Origin of the sequence: Pseudarthrobacter raffinosi (assembly GCF_023913835.1) — a bacterium.
In the GTDB taxonomy this organism is placed as follows: Bacteria; Actinomycetota; Actinomycetes; order Actinomycetales; family Micrococcaceae; genus Arthrobacter; species Arthrobacter raffinosi.
Map to the genome: position 1 here is coordinate 101,231 of NZ_JAMXBG010000003.1, position 15,857 is coordinate 117,087.

The 15,857-nt window shown below is 65.8% G+C and carries 16 protein-coding genes; 4 read left to right on the plus strand and 12 right to left on the minus strand.

Annotation, left to right across the window (positions count from 1 at the left end; genetic code table 11):
* Positions 1-24: 24 nt before the first annotated feature.
* The 3 genes from NG697_RS04085 to NG697_RS04095 form a co-directional block, all read right to left on the minus strand.
* On the minus strand, positions 25-1,422 hold the full coding sequence (locus NG697_RS04085; RefSeq protein ID WP_252607885.1) for a pyridoxal phosphate-dependent decarboxylase family protein: 1,398 nt from the start codon (positions 1,420-1,422) through the stop codon (positions 25-27).
* 65 nt (positions 1,423-1,487) lie between these two features.
* Entirely contained in the window at positions 1,488-2,282 is a 795-nt protein-coding gene (locus NG697_RS04090) for a sulfite exporter TauE/SafE family protein (RefSeq protein WP_252600020.1), read from the minus strand.
* 9 nt (positions 2,283-2,291) lie between these two features.
* Positions 2,292-4,100 (minus strand): proline--tRNA ligase, encoded by a 1,809-nt coding sequence (locus tag NG697_RS04095; RefSeq protein ID WP_252600019.1) that lies wholly within the window; start codon positions 4,098-4,100, stop codon positions 2,292-2,294.
* Between the two features lie 409 nt (positions 4,101-4,509).
* On the opposite strand from NG697_RS04095, the gene NG697_RS04100 reads away from it, so the two are divergent.
* Genes NG697_RS04100 through NG697_RS04110 form a run of 3 tightly spaced genes read left to right on the plus strand, consistent with a single transcriptional unit; the run spans position 4,510 to position 6,703 of the window.
* On the plus strand, positions 4,510-5,298 hold the full coding sequence (locus NG697_RS04100; RefSeq protein ID WP_252607884.1) for an ABC transporter ATP-binding protein: 789 nt from the start codon (positions 4,510-4,512) through the stop codon (positions 5,296-5,298).
* 8 nt (positions 5,299-5,306) lie between these two features.
* Positions 5,307-6,050 (plus strand): ABC transporter permease, encoded by a 744-nt coding sequence (locus NG697_RS04105; protein ID WP_056348486.1) that lies wholly within the window; start codon positions 5,307-5,309, stop codon positions 6,048-6,050.
* Positions 6,047-6,703, plus strand: coding sequence for a TetR/AcrR family transcriptional regulator (locus tag NG697_RS04110; RefSeq protein ID WP_374209888.1), 657 nt, complete (start codon positions 6,047-6,049; stop codon positions 6,701-6,703). The genes NG697_RS04105 and NG697_RS04110 overlap by 4 nt, the downstream gene beginning before the upstream one ends.
* Positions 6,704-6,756: 53 nt before the next feature.
* Here the strand turns inward: NG697_RS04110 and NG697_RS04115 are convergent, their stop codons facing one another.
* The 9 genes from NG697_RS04115 to NG697_RS04155 all read right to left on the minus strand — a co-directional run bounded on the left by NG697_RS04115 (position 6,757) and on the right by NG697_RS04155 (position 14,334).
* Positions 6,757-7,647, minus strand: coding sequence for a GNAT family N-acetyltransferase (locus NG697_RS04115; RefSeq protein WP_252600049.1), 891 nt, complete (start codon positions 7,645-7,647; stop codon positions 6,757-6,759).
* On the minus strand, positions 7,610-8,776 hold the full coding sequence (gene ispG, locus NG697_RS04120) for a flavodoxin-dependent (E)-4-hydroxy-3-methylbut-2-enyl-diphosphate synthase (protein ID WP_104063099.1): 1,167 nt from the start codon (positions 8,774-8,776) through the stop codon (positions 7,610-7,612). The genes NG697_RS04115 and ispG overlap by 38 nt, the downstream gene beginning before the upstream one ends.
* Positions 8,777-8,823: 47 nt before the next feature.
* The gene (locus NG697_RS04125; protein ID WP_252607883.1) at positions 8,824-9,117 is read right to left on the minus strand and encodes a YciI family protein; all 294 of its coding nucleotides are present in this window, start codon (positions 9,115-9,117) and stop codon (positions 8,824-8,826) included.
* Between the two features lie 55 nt (positions 9,118-9,172).
* On the minus strand, positions 9,173-9,697 hold the full coding sequence (locus NG697_RS04130) for a hypothetical protein (RefSeq protein WP_104063097.1): 525 nt from the start codon (positions 9,695-9,697) through the stop codon (positions 9,173-9,175).
* Positions 9,694-10,359, minus strand: a complete 666-nt coding sequence (locus NG697_RS04135; protein WP_252613668.1) for a MarR family transcriptional regulator — start codon at positions 10,357-10,359, stop codon at positions 9,694-9,696. The genes NG697_RS04130 and NG697_RS04135 overlap by 4 nt, the downstream gene beginning before the upstream one ends.
* Positions 10,360-10,520: 161 nt before the next feature.
* A complete protein-coding gene (locus NG697_RS04140; protein WP_252607882.1) occupies positions 10,521-10,958 on the minus strand; it encodes a hypothetical protein in 438 nt (145 codons plus the stop codon).
* Positions 10,959-11,006: 48 nt separating this feature from the next.
* A complete protein-coding gene (locus NG697_RS04145; RefSeq protein WP_252613669.1) occupies positions 11,007-12,338 on the minus strand; it encodes a M50 family metallopeptidase in 1,332 nt (443 codons plus the stop codon).
* Between the two features lie 18 nt (positions 12,339-12,356).
* A complete protein-coding gene (gene dxr, locus NG697_RS04150; RefSeq protein ID WP_252613670.1) occupies positions 12,357-13,541 on the minus strand; it encodes a 1-deoxy-D-xylulose-5-phosphate reductoisomerase in 1,185 nt (394 codons plus the stop codon).
* 46 nt (positions 13,542-13,587) lie between these two features.
* The gene (locus tag NG697_RS04155) at positions 13,588-14,334 is read right to left on the minus strand and encodes a TSUP family transporter (protein WP_248761812.1); all 747 of its coding nucleotides are present in this window, start codon (positions 14,332-14,334) and stop codon (positions 13,588-13,590) included.
* A gap of 46 nt (positions 14,335-14,380) precedes the next feature.
* On the opposite strand from NG697_RS04155, the gene NG697_RS04160 reads away from it, so the two are divergent.
* Entirely contained in the window at positions 14,381-15,847 is a 1,467-nt protein-coding gene (locus NG697_RS04160) for a lipase maturation factor family protein (protein ID WP_252613671.1), read from the plus strand.
* Positions 15,848-15,857: the final 10 nt, after the last annotated feature.

Below are 15,857 nucleotides of genomic sequence, written 5' to 3' on the forward strand. Positions count from 1 at the left end.
GGTCGGATGGGGCCTCGCCGGCGGTCAGCCCGCTGCCCGGACAGCCGCCAAAGCGGAGCTGACCGCCTCGACTGCAGTGCCGACGTCGTCCGCGTCAGTGCTCCAGTTACTGACCGAGACGCGCAGGACATCCCTGCCCCGCCAGTGTGAACCGGACATCCAGACCTTGCCGTCCTCGATCACGCGGGCTGTCACGGCGCGCGTGGTGGCATCGTCCCCGAAGGCGAGCGAAACCTGCGTGTAGTCCACCGTGTTGAGTACCTCGACGCCGTCCAGTGCTGACAGCTGCTCTGCCAGTTGCGAGGCGCGCAGCACTAACTCGCGGACCTGGCTGGCCACGCCGTCCCGGCCCAGTGATCTCAGCGCCGCCCACACCGGTACGCCGCGGGCGCGGCGCGAGAGCTCCGGCGCTTTTTCAAACGGGTCGCCTGGGCCCTCGACATCGTGGATCAGGTAGCTGGTGTGCTGCAGTCCCATGGCGCTGCGTAGCGCTGCTGAATCCCTGACGATGGCAATACCGCAGTCATACGGGACGTTGAGCGTCTTGTGGGCGTCGGTCCCCCACGAATCGGCCAGCTCCATGCCGTGGGTGAGGTCCACGAATTCCGGCACGGCCGCGGCCCACAGCCCGAACGCGCCGTCCACGTGCACCCAGGCGCCATGCCGCCGGGCAACCTCGATGGCGGCGTCGAAGGGGTCGAAGGCTCCGGAGTGGAGGTTGCCGACCTGGAGGCAGACCAGCGCGGGCCCGGACCCTTCCGACAGCAGGCGGTCCAGCTCCACCGCCAGCAGCCTGCCTTGGCCATCTGCGGGGACCGCGACGGGCCGGCCGAGGCCGAGGTACCGCAGGCCCAGGTCAATGGTCTCGTGGCGCTCCTGGCCCACAAAGCACCGGATCCGCGGGGCGCCTGCCAGGCCATCGCCGTCGAGGTCCCAGCCGGCATCGGCCAGCAACCGCCACCGGGCAGCAGCCAGCCCGGTGAAGTTGGCCATGGTGGCACCCGTAGTGAAGCCGACGTCGGATTCCGCCGGTAGGCCGAGAAGGTCCAGCAGCCAGTGGCCGGCCCCCTCCTCGATGGCGGCTATCGCTGGGGTGGTGTAACGCAGGCCCGAGTTCTGGTCCCAGGCGCTGACCAGCCAGTCGGCAGCCAGGGCGGCAGGCAACGTCCCGCCGATCACCCAACCGAAAAAGCGCCCCGAGGGCATCGCCATCAGTCCCGGTTCGGCCTTGTCCGCCAGGTACTCAACCACAGCTGCGGCGGGCATGCCCTGTTCGGGAAGGGGCCCGCCGAAGTCAGCCTCGAGATCGTGGGCGCTTTGGGCGGGCCCGACGTGCCTGTCCGGCAGGCTCGCCAGCCACTCGGCGGCGCGAGGGGCCGCGACTGACAATGCTTCCGAATAGGGTTCCCCGCCTGCGGACATACCTGCATGGTACGCCCGGCCGGGGGCTGCGGGCGATACCGGCTGCGAGGGTTTCGGCTACCCTATCAGGCTAGGTTTTCCTGCCAGACGTCGACGCCGAGTTTGATGATCAGGGCGCCCACCACCAGCAGGAATACAACGCGGATGAAGCGGCTTCCCTGCTTCACGGCAGTCCGCGCGCCCAGGTAGCCGCCGGCCATGTTGGCCAGGCCCAGCAGCAGCCCGACACCCCAGAGGATTGACCCATGGGGCAGGAAGAACAGCAGGGCGCCGGCGTTGGTGGCCATGTTCACGATCTTGGCTTTGGCGCTTGCCTCCAGGAAGGCATAGCCCATCGCCGAGACGAGCGCGATGATGAGGAAGGAGCCGGTGCCCGGACCAATCAGGCCGTCATAGAAGCCAATCACGGCCCCGATCATGCATGCCACCACGTAGTGCGTGCGGCCATCGTGCCGCAGCACGGTGAGGTCACCGACGTTGGGCTTCAGCGCCGTAAAAAGCGCCACGACGACCAGCGCCACCACGATGATCGGCTTGAAGACACTCGCCGGCAGCGTGGCGGCGAGCACCGCCCCGGCGAAGCTGCCGGCAAGGGCGATCACCGCCATGGGCACGGCTGTCCGAAGGTCCGGTTTCACCCGCCCGTAGTACGTCACCGCACTCGTGGCGGTGCCGAAAATTGACCCCATCTTGTTGGTGGCCAAGGCCTGGACCGGCGTAATCCCGGGTACCAGCAGCATCGCCGGCAGCTGGAGCAGACCGCCGCCACCCACCACGGCGTCCACCCAGCCGGCAGCAAATCCAGCCACCACAATCAGGATGATTGTGGTGAGCTGGATCGACTCGAACCCGGAAATCACCGCCGCAGGTCAGCTGCGGACGGCGGTGACCACATAGTCAACGGCCTTGTCCACGGCCACGTTCTCCGCTTCGCCGCTGCGGCGGTCCTTGATCTCGACAACGCCGTCCACCAGGCCGCGGCCGACGGCCAGGATGGTGGGGACGCCGACGAGTTCCGCGTCGCCGAACTTTACGCCCGGGGAGACCTTCGGCCGGTCATCGTAGATGACGTCCAGGCCGGCGGCCTCGAGTTCCAGGGCCAGCTGCTCGGCGGTGGCAAAGATTTCCTCGCCGCGGCCGACAGCCACTACATGGACATCGGCGGGGGCAACGGCGCGGGGCCAGACCAGACCCTTGTCATCGTGGTTGGATTCGGCCAGTGCGGCGACGGCACGGGTGACACCAACACCGTAGGAGCCCATGGTAACCACCACCTGCTTGCCGTTCTGGTCCAGGACCTTCAGCTCGAGGGCCTCAGCGTATTTGCGGCCCAGCTGGAAGATGTGGCCCATTTCGATGCCGCGGGCCGTCTCCAGCGGACCGGAGCCGTCCGGGGCCGGGTCACCCTCGCGGACGTCGGTGCACTCGATGACGCCGTCCCAGGTGAAGTCGCGGCCGGCAACCAGGCCGTACACGTGCTTTCCTGCTTCGTTGGCCCCGGTGATCCAGGCAGTGCCGCTGACAACGCGGGGATCCACCAGGTAGAGAAGCTTGGTTGAGCTTTCGCTGCCCAGTAGGGGTTGGTCCAGCGTCAGGCCGGGTCCAAGGTAGCCCTTGACTATGAGGGGCTGCTTCTTGAGGTCGTCGTCGTTGGCTGCTTCGAGCGTGATCTCGCCGCCGATGGGCAGGAAGGAACCGATGTTGGCTTCCACGCGCTTCAAGTCAACGCCGCGGTCACCCGGCAGGCCGATGACCACAAGCTGGCGCTCACCAGTGGGCAGGGTGACGGCAAGAACCACGTTCTTGAGGGTGTCGGCGCCCGTCCACGCGCCGCCGTCGGCCTCGCTCCGGGGAGCCAGTTCGTTGGACGCGGCAACCAGCGTATCGATGGTGGGCGTGTTCGGGGTATCGAGGACCTCGGCGGCAGGGGCGTTGCTGAAGTCGATGTCGGCCGGAACAACGGTGGTGACGGCCTCAACGTTGGCTGCATAGCCGCCGGCGGAGCGCACGAAAGTGTCTTCGCCGATCTCGGTGGGGTGCAGGAACTCTTCGCTCTTGGACCCACCCATGGCGCCGGCGGTGGCCGCAACGGGAATGACTTCCAGGCCCAGGCGCGCAAAGATCTTCAGGTAGGCGCCACGGTGGGCGGCGTAGCTGGCGTCCAGGCCTGCGTCGTCCACGTCGAAGGAGTAGGAATCCTTCATGATGAACTCGCGGCCGCGCAGCAGGCCCGCGCGGGGGCGTGCTTCGTCGCGATATTTGTTCTGGATCTGATACAGGCTCAGGGGCAGGTCCTTGTAGGACGAGTACAGGTCCTTGACCAGAAGGGTGAACATTTCTTCGTGCGTGGGGGCCAGCAGGTAGTCGGCACCCTTACGGTCCTGGAGCCGGAACAGACCTTCGCCGTATTCGGTCCAGCGGTTGGTGACCTCGTAGGGCTCTCGCGGCAGCAGCGCCGGGAAGTGGACTTCCTGGGCACCGATGGCGTCCATTTCCTCGCGGACGACGGCCTCGACCTTGCGCAGCACACTCAGCCCCAGCGGAAGCCAGGTGTAGATGCCGGGCGCCGCGCGGCGGATGTAGCCGGCCCGGACCAGGAGCCGGTGGCTGGCGACCTCAGCGTCGACGGGATCTTCACGCAACGTGCGCAGGAAAAGCTTGGACATTCTTGTGACCACGGGTGGTTATCCGTTTCTGGGGAGTAGCTGCTGGAAAGCAGAGCCGGGCAATTCTTCTGGGTACTAATCTACCGGCTATCCACGGCACGCCAGGCGGCGGAACCTGAGCCGGCCCAGAGACCGCGGGGGCGGGACGCAATAGAGCCACGCCCGGCATGCAAAGCCCCTGGCCGTAAACGGCTGGTCATTGCATGCGGACGTGGCTCCATGGCCGTTGACGCCTAGGTACTGGTGAGGACTGGTGAGACCGCCCACCCACTCCAGCGCAGCTAGATCGAACATATGTGATAGCCGACACATCCACAAGGGTTTTTCCATTCGAAGTAATTGACGGCCGCCTTTTGCAGGTCTAGTTTCAATTCATCACCTGATGAATTCAAAGGCGGACTCCCAGCATTCGGAGGCATTAATGTCCCATTCAGAAGCTACCGCCCCGGCCGTCACGGAAGCCAGCATCGCTGTGGCCGCCACCGCCCTGCACGTCACACGGGGAAAGGTTCCCGTCCTGCGCGGCTTGGACTTTGCCATCCAGGCAGGCGAGATCACCGGGCTGCTGGGCCCGTCCGGCAGCGGCAAGACTACGCTCATGCGGGCCATCATGGGCGTCCAGGCGCTCACGTCCGGCTCGGTCCAAGTGCTGGGGCTGCCCGCCGGGCACCCTGACCTGCGACACCGGGTGGGTTACGTGACCCAGTCCCCCAGCGTGTATCCGGACCTCACGGTCGAAGCCAATGTCCGCTACTTCGGCGCCATGCACCGCAAGGGCCGCGCCGAGGCCGCAGAGGCGATCGCCGCCGTCGGGCTTGAACCGCAGGCCAGGCAGAAAACCGGCGACCTCTCCGGCGGACAGCTGAGCCGGGTGTCGTTGGCCTGTGCCCTGGTGGCTCGCCCCAGCCTGCTGGTCCTGGATGAGCCAACCGTGGGCCTTGATCCGGTGCTCCGGGCTGACCTGTGGGACCGTTTCCGGTCCATGGCCGAGTCCGGGACCACCCTGCTGGTTTCCAGCCATGTGATGGAGGAAGCCAGCCATTGCGGATCACTCCTCCTGCTGCGGGAGGGAAAGCTCCTGGCGCAGCTGACGCCGGCGGAATTGAGCCGGCGCGGGCACAGTGCCGATCTGGAGAAGGCTTTCCTGCACATCATCCAGGACACCGCCGAAGTGCCCAGTGGTTCCCCCGAAAGGACGGTACGGTCATGAACCTGTTGATGCTGTTGGCCACCACCCGGCGCGTCCTCGACCAGCTCCGGCACGACCACCGCAGCATCGCGCTAATCCTGGTGGTCCCAGCGCTGCTGCTCACCGCCGTGTACTTTCTCTATGAGAATGAAACGCTGCCGCCGGGGGTGCCCAGGACTTTTGACCGGGTTGGCCTGATGATGCTGGCGATCTTCCCGTTTGTGGTTATGTTCCTGGTTACGTCCATCACGATGCTGCGGGAACGCACCTCGGGGACCCTGGAACGGCTGCTGACCACTCCCATCCACAAGGCGGACCTGCTGTTCGGCTACGGGCTGGCATTTTCCATCATGGCCGCCCTGCAGTCGCTGGTGGCTACCGCCGTGGCCTACTGGATCTTCGGGCTCGACATCCAAGGCAGCCCTGGACTGGTGGTCATGATTGCCGTGATCAATGCGGTTCTTGGCGTCGCGCTGGGGCTGCTCTGTTCGGCCTTCGCCCGGACGGAATTCCAGGCCGTGCAGTTCATGCCGGTGGTGGTAGTCCCGCAGATCCTGCTCTGTGGCCTCTTTGTGGCCCGCGAAAGGATGAACGAGGCCCTCGAGGCTGTATCGAATGTCCTTCCACTGACTTTTTCGGTGGATGCCCTCCAGGAGATCGCCGCCAACACCGAGCCCACAGACCAGCTGTGGATGGATGCCGGAGTCATCGTGGCCATTGTCCTGGCGGTCCTGGTGCTCGCGTCCCTGACCCTGCGGCGGCGGACAGCGTGAACGGACAGCATGATCCGGCGGACGCCCCGGGTTCCGCAGGCAGCGCGGCGGGTACGGGCCGGCGGGGCCGGCGCGGCGGGGCCACCGAGTCGAGGGAACAGATCCTGGACACAGCCCGGCGGCTTTTCGCCGAACACGGTTTCGAAGGGACCAGCCTGCGCCAGATCGCCCGGGAAACCGGCGTGGACCCCGCCATGGTCCACCATTTCTTCAAGGGCAAGGACGAGCTTTTCGCGCTGAGTGTGGCACTACCGGCCGACCCGGAGAAAGTCCTGGCGGGCGTTGACGGCTACTCGCCAGAGGACCGGGCAGAGGCGATCGTGCGGGCCGTGCTGCGCTTGTGGGAGAGCCCGGCCCAGCACAGCCTGGTGGCCTTCCTCAGGGGAACCATCGGCTCCAAGGCCAAGACGTTGCTGCTGCGGGAACTGGTGCAGCGGACCATCCTCGGCCGGATCATGGCAGGAGTCCCCGGCCCGCCCGAAGAAGTGGCCATGCGCGGAAACCTTGTGGCCACGCAGATGGTTGGGGTGATGCTGGTCCGGTATGTGGTGCGGCTGGAGCCACTCGCGTCTGCCTCGCCCGACGACCTTGTGCGGCTCGTGGCTCCGAACGTCCAGCATTACCTGACGGGTGACCTGAAGGGTGACGGGTGAACCGGCGGCGGGTGGCCTGAAAGGCGGCGACGCTGAGGCCAGCGACCTGGCGGCTAGAACAGAACCGTAGCGAAGGTGCCAACCTGGCGGAAGCCCACGCGCTCGTAAGTGGACCGCGCCCGGAGGTTGAAACCGTTGACGTACAGGCTGGTGACGGGGGCAAGCGTGCGCGCCTTCTCCACCACGGCAGCCATGTAGCCGGCGCTCAGACCCTGTCCGCGGTAGCCGGGGTTCATCCATACACCCTGGATCTGCGTGACGTCGGCTGTCACAGCTCCCAGCTCGGCCTTGAACACAACGTCGCCGGAGTCGTTGACGTGTGCCAATGAATGGCCTTGCCGGATGAGGCCTTCCACGCGGCGGCTGTAGAACTCCTTGCCTCCCAGGAACGGCGAGTAGCCCACTTCCTCTTCGAACATGGCGGCGCAGGCGGGAAGGATCCGGTCAAAATCGGCCAGCCGGCCAAGCCCCAGATCCGCGTTCGCCTCCACCGACGGCGGCCCGCACAGCGTCATCAGCGGCTGTTCATCCCGCACCTCGTGGGCCGCATGCCCTAGTTCAGCCAGCTCAGCATGGAGGGCAAGGACAGCATCTGCGGGGCCAAAGGCGGAGGCGAATCGGCGGCCGGAATTGCTTGCTGCGGCAGCGACAAGCCCGGCAAATTCGGGGTCAAGCTGGACCGGGACCAGGTTTGCCCCTGCCCAGCACGCGCCGACCAGGATGCCGTCGTCGAAAACTCCCAGGACGCCAGCACCACCAGCAGTGGGCGCGGCAGAGCCCGCCGCCCGGAGGTGCGCCAGGATAAAGACATTGGCCACCGGATCCTGCGACGCTAGGCGCCGCAGGGCAGCGGTGTCCGCGCCGGCGAGGGTCCGGACGGATATTCCCGCCGGCGCGGCGTCCTCTTTATGAGACGCTAACCACGGGGCTACCCTTGACAGCATCTTCGCCATCGGCCTCCCCCATCTCTTCAGCTATGCGCATGGCCTCTTCGATCAGTGTCTCAACAATCTCGCTCTCAGGCACAGTCTTAATGACTTGGCCCTTCACAAAGATCTGCCCCTTGCCATTGCCGGACGCCACACCAAGATCGGCTTCGCGGGCTTCGCCCGGTCCGTTGACAACACAGCCCATCACTGCCACGCGGAGCGGAATTTCCATGCCTTCCAGCCCTGCGGTGACCTGTTCGGCAAGGGTGTACACGTCCACCTGGGCGCGGCCGCATGACGGGCAGGAGACGATTTCCAGTTTGCGCGGACGCAGGTTCAGGGACTGGAGGATCTGGTTGCCCACCTTGATTTCCTCCACCGGAGGCGCCGACAGGGAAACCCTGATGGTGTCGCCGATGCCCTTGGCCAGGAGCGCCCCGAAGGCTGTGGCGGACTTGATGGTGCCCTGGAAGGCGGGCCCGGCTTCGGTGACGCCCAGGTGCAGGGGCCAGTCGCCCTGCTCGGCCAGCATCTCGTAGGCAGCAACCATAATGACCGGGTCGTTGTGCTTGACCGAGATCTTGAAGTCGTTGAAACCGTGCTCTTCGAACAGCGACGCTTCCCAGACGGCGGATTCCACGAGGGCCTCGGGGGTGGCCTTGCCATACTTCTTCAGGATGCCGGGCTCCAGCGATCCGGCGTTGATGCCGATCCGGATGGAGGTCCCGTGGTCCTTCGCCGCGCGGGCGATTTCCTTGACCTGGTCATCGAACTTGCGGATATTGCCCGGGTTCACCCGCACTGCCGCGCAGCCGGCCTCAATCGCCGCGAAGACGTACTTCGGCTGGAAGTGGATGTCGGCAATGACAGGGATCTGGGACTTGCGAGCGATGATTGGCAGAGCCTCTGCATCATCGGCCGACGGGCAGGCGACGCGCACGATGTCGCAACCGGATGCGGTGAGTTCCGCGATCTGCTGCAGGGTGGCGTTGATGTCCGTGGTGGGCGTGGTGGTCATGGACTGCACACTGATGGGCGAGTCCGAACCGACCCCGACGGAACCCACCTTGATCTGCCGCGTCTTGCGGCGGGGGGCGAGAACGGGCGGCGGTGCTGACGGCATTCCCAGGCTGACCGAGGTCACGTGGACTCCTTGGGTAGGTGTTTCGGTAGTAAAAAAGGGTCCGGGAATCAGGATGCGTGCGCGGCCAGGAGGCCGATCACGGGAGTCCACTCGGTTGTCCGGATCCCGGCAATGGTGCCGGCGACGGCGAACGGGTCCTGCTTGAGGAGATCGTTCACGTGGGTTTCGTCCTGGACCTTGAAGATCAGCAGGGCGCCCGCCCCGTCACCGTAGGGTCCGCTGGTCAGCAGCTGGCCCTCGTCCGCCAGACCCGCCAGCCAGGCGCGGTGCGCGGGGCGGTGATCATCACGGACGGCGGAGGAATCGGCGGCGTACACATACTCAACGGCAAAAACAGTCATAAAGACACCCTATCCCCAGGGGTGGGCTGTCGCCGATCCGGGCAGTCAGCAAGACTCACTGCAGGAACACTACCTTGATCACTGCCGCCGTTCCCGCAGCCCACAGCATGGACGTGAGCGTTCCGATGATGAACCGCTCCGCAGCCACGGGGGTCTCTTTCAATTCGGCGAACCTGCCCAGGCCCTTGATAGCCACGATGTAGGCAATGGCCACCGGCTGTCCGGTCAGGATGGCCACGCAGACGCCCAACCGTTCCAGGACTCCGATGATTGCCCCACCCCGCAGGATCCGCTGGGCCGGCAGCGCCGGCGCCACCTGAGGAACGTCCGACGGCGGCTGGCCGCCACCCGTGGTCAGCTCGCCGTCGACGGTTTGCCCCGTACCGGCCCGCGGGGCTTCCGAAACGGTGTCTACCGTGACGTCGGCTGAAGGGTCCTGGGCCGATGCGTCCTGGTCCGACTTGGTGGCCGCGTCCGCTTTGTCGTCAATGGTCCTGGCGAGCCGGAACACCAGTGCGGTCACCGGCCATCCTGCGAATCCGGCCACCAACAGCGCAACTGCGATCCAGAGTGCGTTCACCGTTCTCCTTCAATCTGGGAATGGGCGTGGTCCAGGAGCATGGCCGCGGCAGGCCTGGCCGCCCATTCCTCAAGCCAGCCGGACCTAAGCACAGCACGGCTCACCGACTGCTCCGTGATTCCCAGTTCCTGGGCCACGTGTTTCTGGCTGCCATGCTTTCCCTCGCCGCCCTGGAGCGCGCGCAACCGGTCCACCACCCGCCACTGGGCTGGTGTGCGTTGCTGCACCACCCGTCCGATCAGGCGAAGCACCGCCTGGGCATTTGCACTGGTCATGGCTCCCTCCTTGGCGTGGGGAGGCATCTCCCGTCCACGGCCAATACTGCCGGACACCACCGACAATGGCACCTGACCAGCCGAGCCCTTGGCGAGTTCCACGGCCTTTCGCGCTGCCACAAAGCCGCTCCCGGAACCTTCCCGGGGGCTTCCGCCCGGGGTGAGCTGTACGGCCCCGATCCCGATCCCGACGTACCAGCGCCCGCTCCGGAGTGCGTACAAGGCGATCTCCACTACGTCCTCGGCATGTTCCACCACACCCTGGAGTTCATCACCCACGGACCGTTCGAAGGTCGCCGGTGTGAGGCTGCGCAGTGCGGCGATCAGATCGGGAACACGGTCGACGTCGGCAGTGCTGCCTCGCTGGTCGATGGTCAGTACGTACATGCCCTAACCGTACGCAGGTGATCACTCATAATCAATCAAAAATAGCTGATTATTAAATATCAGCCAATAAAGACTGATTTTCGAGAATCACCCGATCCGATCAGGTGCTGTCGTGGCCTGCCGGGATCCGCTCCAGGCGATCCACCCACCGGCGCCTGCCATCAGTACGGCCCCAGCCCGGCGCGGCAGCACGTCGGAACGCCATACCGCGATCCCCAGCAGCACCGTGCCAACGAATACGAGCAGCAGGCCCAGCAAAACGTGGAAATCACCGCCGGAACAAGCAGCAAAGCCGTGCCGGCAACAGCTGTGACCATTGAGGCGATTGCCAGGCTCCCCGTCCTGCTGTTGGCCATGGAACAGCCCAAAGCAAAGAAACCGAACAGGGCCAGGATGGTGCCTGCGGTACTGCCGAAAAGATGGCTGATCTGGTACGCATCGGAGCTGACAAAACGGGCCCACGCCTCCGGGTCCTTCGCCTGGTCCGGATGCGGGTCCAGCGTGGACCAGGCGGTGACAAGCCACGAGACAGGCAGCGCCCACAACCCGGCCCGGATCCAGCGGCTAATGCTCTTTGATTGGACGGCGAACGTGCCCATGTTTCATGGTAGATCCGGGACATCCGTCCAGCCAGACGTCCGCAGGAGTCAGCCGAACAGGTTCACCGGCTTCACGATGTCGGCATAAATCAGCAACAAACTCATGCCCATCAGCAACGTGGCCACCACGTAAGTCACGGGAAGCAGTTTGGCGATGTCGAAAGCGCCCGGATCCGGTTTGCCGAACAGCTTGGCCACCCGCCGCCGCGCCCCCTCGTACAGCGCTCCGGCCACATGGCCGCCGTCGAGCGGAAGCAGCGGGATCAGGTTGAAGACCGCAAGCGCAAAGTTCAAGCCGGCGAGCAGCCCTACCAGTGCCCCAATCCTGGACTGCAGCGGCACTTCCTCCATGGCCGCCACTTCACCGGCCACGCGCCCCACGCCCACCACGCTGATGGGGCCGTTGGGGTCGCGCTCTTCCTCGCTGAAGGCCGCCTTGGCAACGCCCACCACCCGGGCGGGCAGATTGAAGACGACGCCGGCCACTTGCTTGATGTTTTCGCCCGCCATGGGCAGGACGGACGACGCCGGCTGGGGAACCAGTTCGGTCTGCGCGCCGATGCCCAGGAAGCCGACGTCCTGGTACAGGAGGGTGCCGGCGTCGTCCTTTGCCTGGCGTCCGTCCACGCCGACGACGGGGCGGGCGGAGAGCACCGGCGTCACCGCGGTGGTGACGGGCGCGCCGTCGCGCTCAACAGTGATGCTGACTTCCCTGCCCGCGGAGGTCCGGATCCATTCGGTCAGCTCGTCCCAGCCGGTGACAGCTTTCCCGTCAAAGGAGGTGACCACGTCGTTGGGCAGGAGCCCGGCAGCGGCCGCGGGGGTCAGCTGGCAGTCCGGGGAATCGGGATCAACGGTCTCGCCGGCCGCCACCTGGCACTTGGAGACGTCGGCGATGGTGGTGGTGGCCGTGGCCATGCCGAAGCCCATCAGCAGGACGGCGGTCAGGATCACGCCGATCAGCAGGTTCATGGCCGGCCCGCCCAGCATCACGATGATTTTCTTCCACACCGGCAGCCGGTAGAACACGCGGTTTGCGTCCTCCGGTCCCACTTCCTCGTGTGCCATGGACCGGGCTTCCGTGGCCAGTGTCTGGAACATGCCGGTGCTGGAAGGGCGGACGGTGCCGTCGTCCTTGTTGGGCGGATACATGCCGATCATGGACACGTAGCCACCCAGCGGGATCGCTTTCACGCCGTATTCAGTTTCACCCTTCCGCTTGGACCACAGGGTGGGGCCGAAGCCGATCATGTACTTGGTGACACGCACCTTGAACAGCTTGGCGGGCACCAGGTGCCCCACTTCGTGCAGCGCAATGGACACGGCAATGCCGATCGCCACAAAGACGACGCCGAGGATAAAGAGGAGGACGGGGCTCATGCGTGGATCTGCTGCTTCCTAGAGACTGCTGACTGCTAAACGTTCGTGGGCACGCGTGCGTGCCCAGTCTTCAGCATCCAGTACCGACTCCAGCGTCAGCCCGGAGGATCCTGAATGTTCGCTGAGGACAGCATCGATGGTGTCCACGATTTCGGTGAAGCGGATGCGTCCCGAGTGGAACGCCATGACCGCTTCCTCGTTTGCCGCGTTAAAGACGGCGGGAAAAGTACTCCCCTGCTTGGCGGCGTCCTTGGCCAAGTCCACGGCCGGGAAAGCGACGGTGTCCAGCGGTTCGAACGTCCAGCTGGTGGCTTTGGTCCAGTCACACGGGGAGGCCGCTTTGGGGACCCTGTCCGGCCAGCCCAGCCCTAAGGCAATGGGGAGGCGCATGTCCGGCGGGGACGCCTGGGCGATGACGGACCCGTCAATGAACTGGACCATGGAGTGGACCACCGACTGCGGGTGGACCACAACGTCGATCCGGTCCAGCGGCACGTCGAACAGCAGATGGGCCTCGATGAGCTCAAGGCCCTTGTTGACGAGCGTGGCCGAGTTAGTGGTGACCATCAGCCCCATGTCCCACGTGGGGTGCGCCAGGGCCTCTTTCGGCGTCACGTCGTGGAGCTGTTCCCTTGTCCGGCCGCGGAAAGGCCCTCCGGAGGCCGTCAGGATGAGCTTCTCAACCTCGACCGCGGAGCCGGAGCGCAGGCACTGCGCTATCGCTGAGTGCTCGGAATCCACCGGCACGATCTGCCCCTCGCGGGCGGCGGCCTTGACGAGCGCTCCGCCGACGATCAGCGATTCCTTGTTGGCCAGCGCCAGCGTTGCACCTGATTTCAGGGCGGCGAGGGTCGGGGCGAGCCCGATGGAGCCGGTAATGCCGTTGAGCACTACGTCCGCTTCTACCGCGGCGATGCGGGCCGAGGCGTCCGGGCCGGCGATGATTTCGGGGCGGTAGTCCTGCCGCCCGGCGAGGCGGGCAGCCTCGGAGATCAGGTCCCGCAGCTTGCGCGGATCCCCCGCGGCGATGCCCACAGCGGCGGCACCGGTGTGGACGGCCTGGCGGGCCAGGAGCTGCAGGTTCCCTCCGCCGGCGCTGAGCGCCACTACCTCAAAAAGGTGCGGGGCGCCGTCGACGACGTCAATCGCCTGGGTGCCGATGGAACCGGTGGATCCGAGGATGACGATTCTGCGAGGCTGCATTGGTTAAGTATCCCGCACCCCGGCCCGCACCTGGCCCGCGGTCCGGTCAGCCCGCCGCCAGCTCGATGAAACCCTTGGCCAGCGTGGACACGGCTCCGATGTAGGCGATGGCCACAACGATCCGCCGCACGGCAGCCGGTTTGACCTTGCCGGACAGCAGATCGCCCGCGATGATTCCCGCCACCATGGCGGCCAGGATGCTGAGCCATTGCCAGCCGTCCAGTCCGGGAACATGTCCACCGGATAGTACGTACTTGATCACCAGGGAAGACAGTCCGGTGGTCACGAAATAGGGCTGGAGGGTGGCGCCGAAACTCTTCTGCTCCCACCGGGTGGCAATGGCGTACGCGGTGATGGCCGGCCCGCCGACGCCCGCTGCCGCGTTCATCAGTCCGCTGGTGAAGCCGAGGGAGACCATGGGAACGGGGCCACTGGCGCGCCAGGAGCTGCGGGTCAGCCGCTGCGAAGCCAGCAGGGCGATGATGAGGAGGATGCCGATGCAGATCTCCAGCGGCGCTTCGGCCACGTTGCTGGCCAACCAGGCACCCGGCAATACCCCTGCGAGGGCCGCGAGCGCCAGTCCGAAGTAGCGCTTCCACTCCACATGCCGCCAGACCCGGGAGAGGATCAGGAGGGATGAGGCCGCGCCGCACAGGTTGATGATCATGACGCCGTCGAAGGGGCCGAGCAGCACCACCAGGACGGGAGAGACGAGAAGGCCGAATCCGAGGCCGGCCAGCCGCTGGGCCAGCGCCCCTGCAACAACGGCAATGAGCACCAATGCAAACACCATCCGATCCTAGTGGGCGGACAGCGACGCCGGGCGTAACGTGGATTGCGTGGACTGGGTTACCTGGTTCGATGCGCCGGAGTACGGATTCGCCCGGCAAGTGCTGCAGCGGGGTGTGGCGGCACTGTTCTTTGTTGCGTTCCTGTCCTCCCTGAACCAGTTCCCTGCGCTGCTGGGCGAACGTGGCCTGTTGCCGGTTCCGGACTATCTGGAAGGGTTCAGCGCGCGCCGGCGGCCCACGCTGTTCCGTTGGCGCTATTCGGACCGGCTGCTGCGTGGTGCCTGCCTCACCGGACTGGCAATTTCCGCCCTCCTGGTGGCCGGCATCCCCCAGCTTGGGCCGCCGTGGGTTCCGCTGATCGTATTTCTGGCCCTGTGGCTGCTTTACATGTCGATCGTCAACGTGGGGCAGACGTTTTATGGCTTCGGCTGGGAAATGCTGCTGCTGGAGGCCGGGTTCACGGTGGCCTTCCTTGGCTCGGACCAGACGGAGCCGCCGCGCACCATCCTGATCCTATTGGCCTGGCTCGTGTTCCGGCTGGAGTTCGGCGCCGGGATGATCAAGATCCACGGCGGCCTGGAGTGGCGTGATCTGACCGCCCTCTACTATCACCATGAAACGCAGCCGATGCCGGGGCCACTGAGCCGCCAGGCTCATCTCCTGCCCAAACCCTTCCACCGGCTGGAGGTCCTGGGGAACCATTTCGCCCAGCTCGTGGTGCCGTTCTTCCTCTTCGCACCGCAACCCGTGGCAAGCGCCGCCGCCGGAATCATCATCTTCACCCAGCTGTGGCTGGTGGCCAGCGGCAACTTCGCGTGGCTGAACTGGATGGCCATTGTGCTGGCCTTCGCCGCGGTCAGCGACCCCGTGGCCCGCGCCGTATTGCCGTTCCTGCCGCTGGACGGGGATCCTGAGGAAGGCAGCCGCGGCAGTCCCCCGTACTGGCTTGCCGTCACCCTTGTGGCCACAATGCTGCTGGTAGTCCTCAGCTACTGGCCCGTGCGCAACCTGCTCTCCAAGGGGCAGCTGATGAATGCCAGCTTCAACCGCTGGCAGCTGGTCAACACGTATGGCGCGTTTGGCACCGTGACCAAGCACCGCGTCGAGATCGTCGTGGAAGGCACCCTCGACGAAGAACCTGAGGACTCAGCAGACTGGCGCGAATATGGGTTTAAGGGCAAACCCGGAGATCTCCGCCGGCTGCCCCGCCAGTGGGCGCCCTACCACCTGCGGCTGGACTGGCTGATGTGGTTCCTGCCGTTGCGCACCGTCCACGAGGAGTGGTTTTACGCGTTCCTCACGAAACTGCTGGAGGCGGACCAGCGGACGCTGCGGCTGCTCCGCGCCGACCCGTTCGACGGCGATCCGCCGCGCTGGGTGCGTGTCAACAGCTACCTGTACCGTTTCGCCACCAGGGCTGAGTTCCGGGAGACGGGCGAGCGCTGGGTCCGGATGCCGCTCTATGAGGCCATCCCGCCGCTTTCGCTCGGCGGTTCCCGGAGGCGGCGGCGGTGATTCGGTGCCC

What these genes read in the sequence shown, in the direction of transcription:
- NG697_RS04085 (WP_252607885.1), bottom strand. Translation starts at nt 1,422, where the DNA reads ATGTCCGCAGGCGGGGAACCCTATTCGGAAGCATTGTCAGTCGCGGCC.
- NG697_RS04100 (WP_252607884.1), top strand. Translation starts at nt 4,510, where the DNA reads ATGTCCCATTCAGAAGCTACCGCCCCGGCCGTCACGGAAGCCAGCATC.
- NG697_RS04105 (WP_056348486.1), top strand. Translation starts at nt 5,307, where the DNA reads ATGCTGTTGGCCACCACCCGGCGCGTCCTCGACCAGCTCCGGCACGAC.
- NG697_RS04115 (WP_252600049.1), bottom strand. Translation starts at nt 7,647, where the DNA reads ATGCTGTCAAGGGTAGCCCCGTGGTTAGCGTCTCATAAAGAGGACGCC.
- NG697_RS04125 (WP_252607883.1), bottom strand. Translation starts at nt 9,117, where the DNA reads ATGACTGTTTTTGCCGTTGAGTATGTGTACGCCGCCGATTCCTCCGCC.
- NG697_RS04135 (WP_252613668.1), bottom strand. Translation starts at nt 10,359, where the DNA reads ATGTACGTACTGACCATCGACCAGCGAGGCAGCACTGCCGACGTCGAC.
- NG697_RS04140 (WP_252607882.1), bottom strand. Translation starts at nt 10,958, where the DNA reads ATGGGCACGTTCGCCGTCCAATCAAAGAGCATTAGCCGCTGGATCCGG.
- NG697_RS04145 (WP_252613669.1), bottom strand. Translation starts at nt 12,338, where the DNA reads ATGAGCCCCGTCCTCCTCTTTATCCTCGGCGTCGTCTTTGTGGCGATC.
- dxr (WP_252613670.1), bottom strand. Translation starts at nt 13,541, where the DNA reads ATGCAGCCTCGCAGAATCGTCATCCTCGGATCCACCGGTTCCATCGGC.
- NG697_RS04155 (WP_248761812.1), bottom strand. Translation starts at nt 14,334, where the DNA reads ATGGTGTTTGCATTGGTGCTCATTGCCGTTGTTGCAGGGGCGCTGGCC.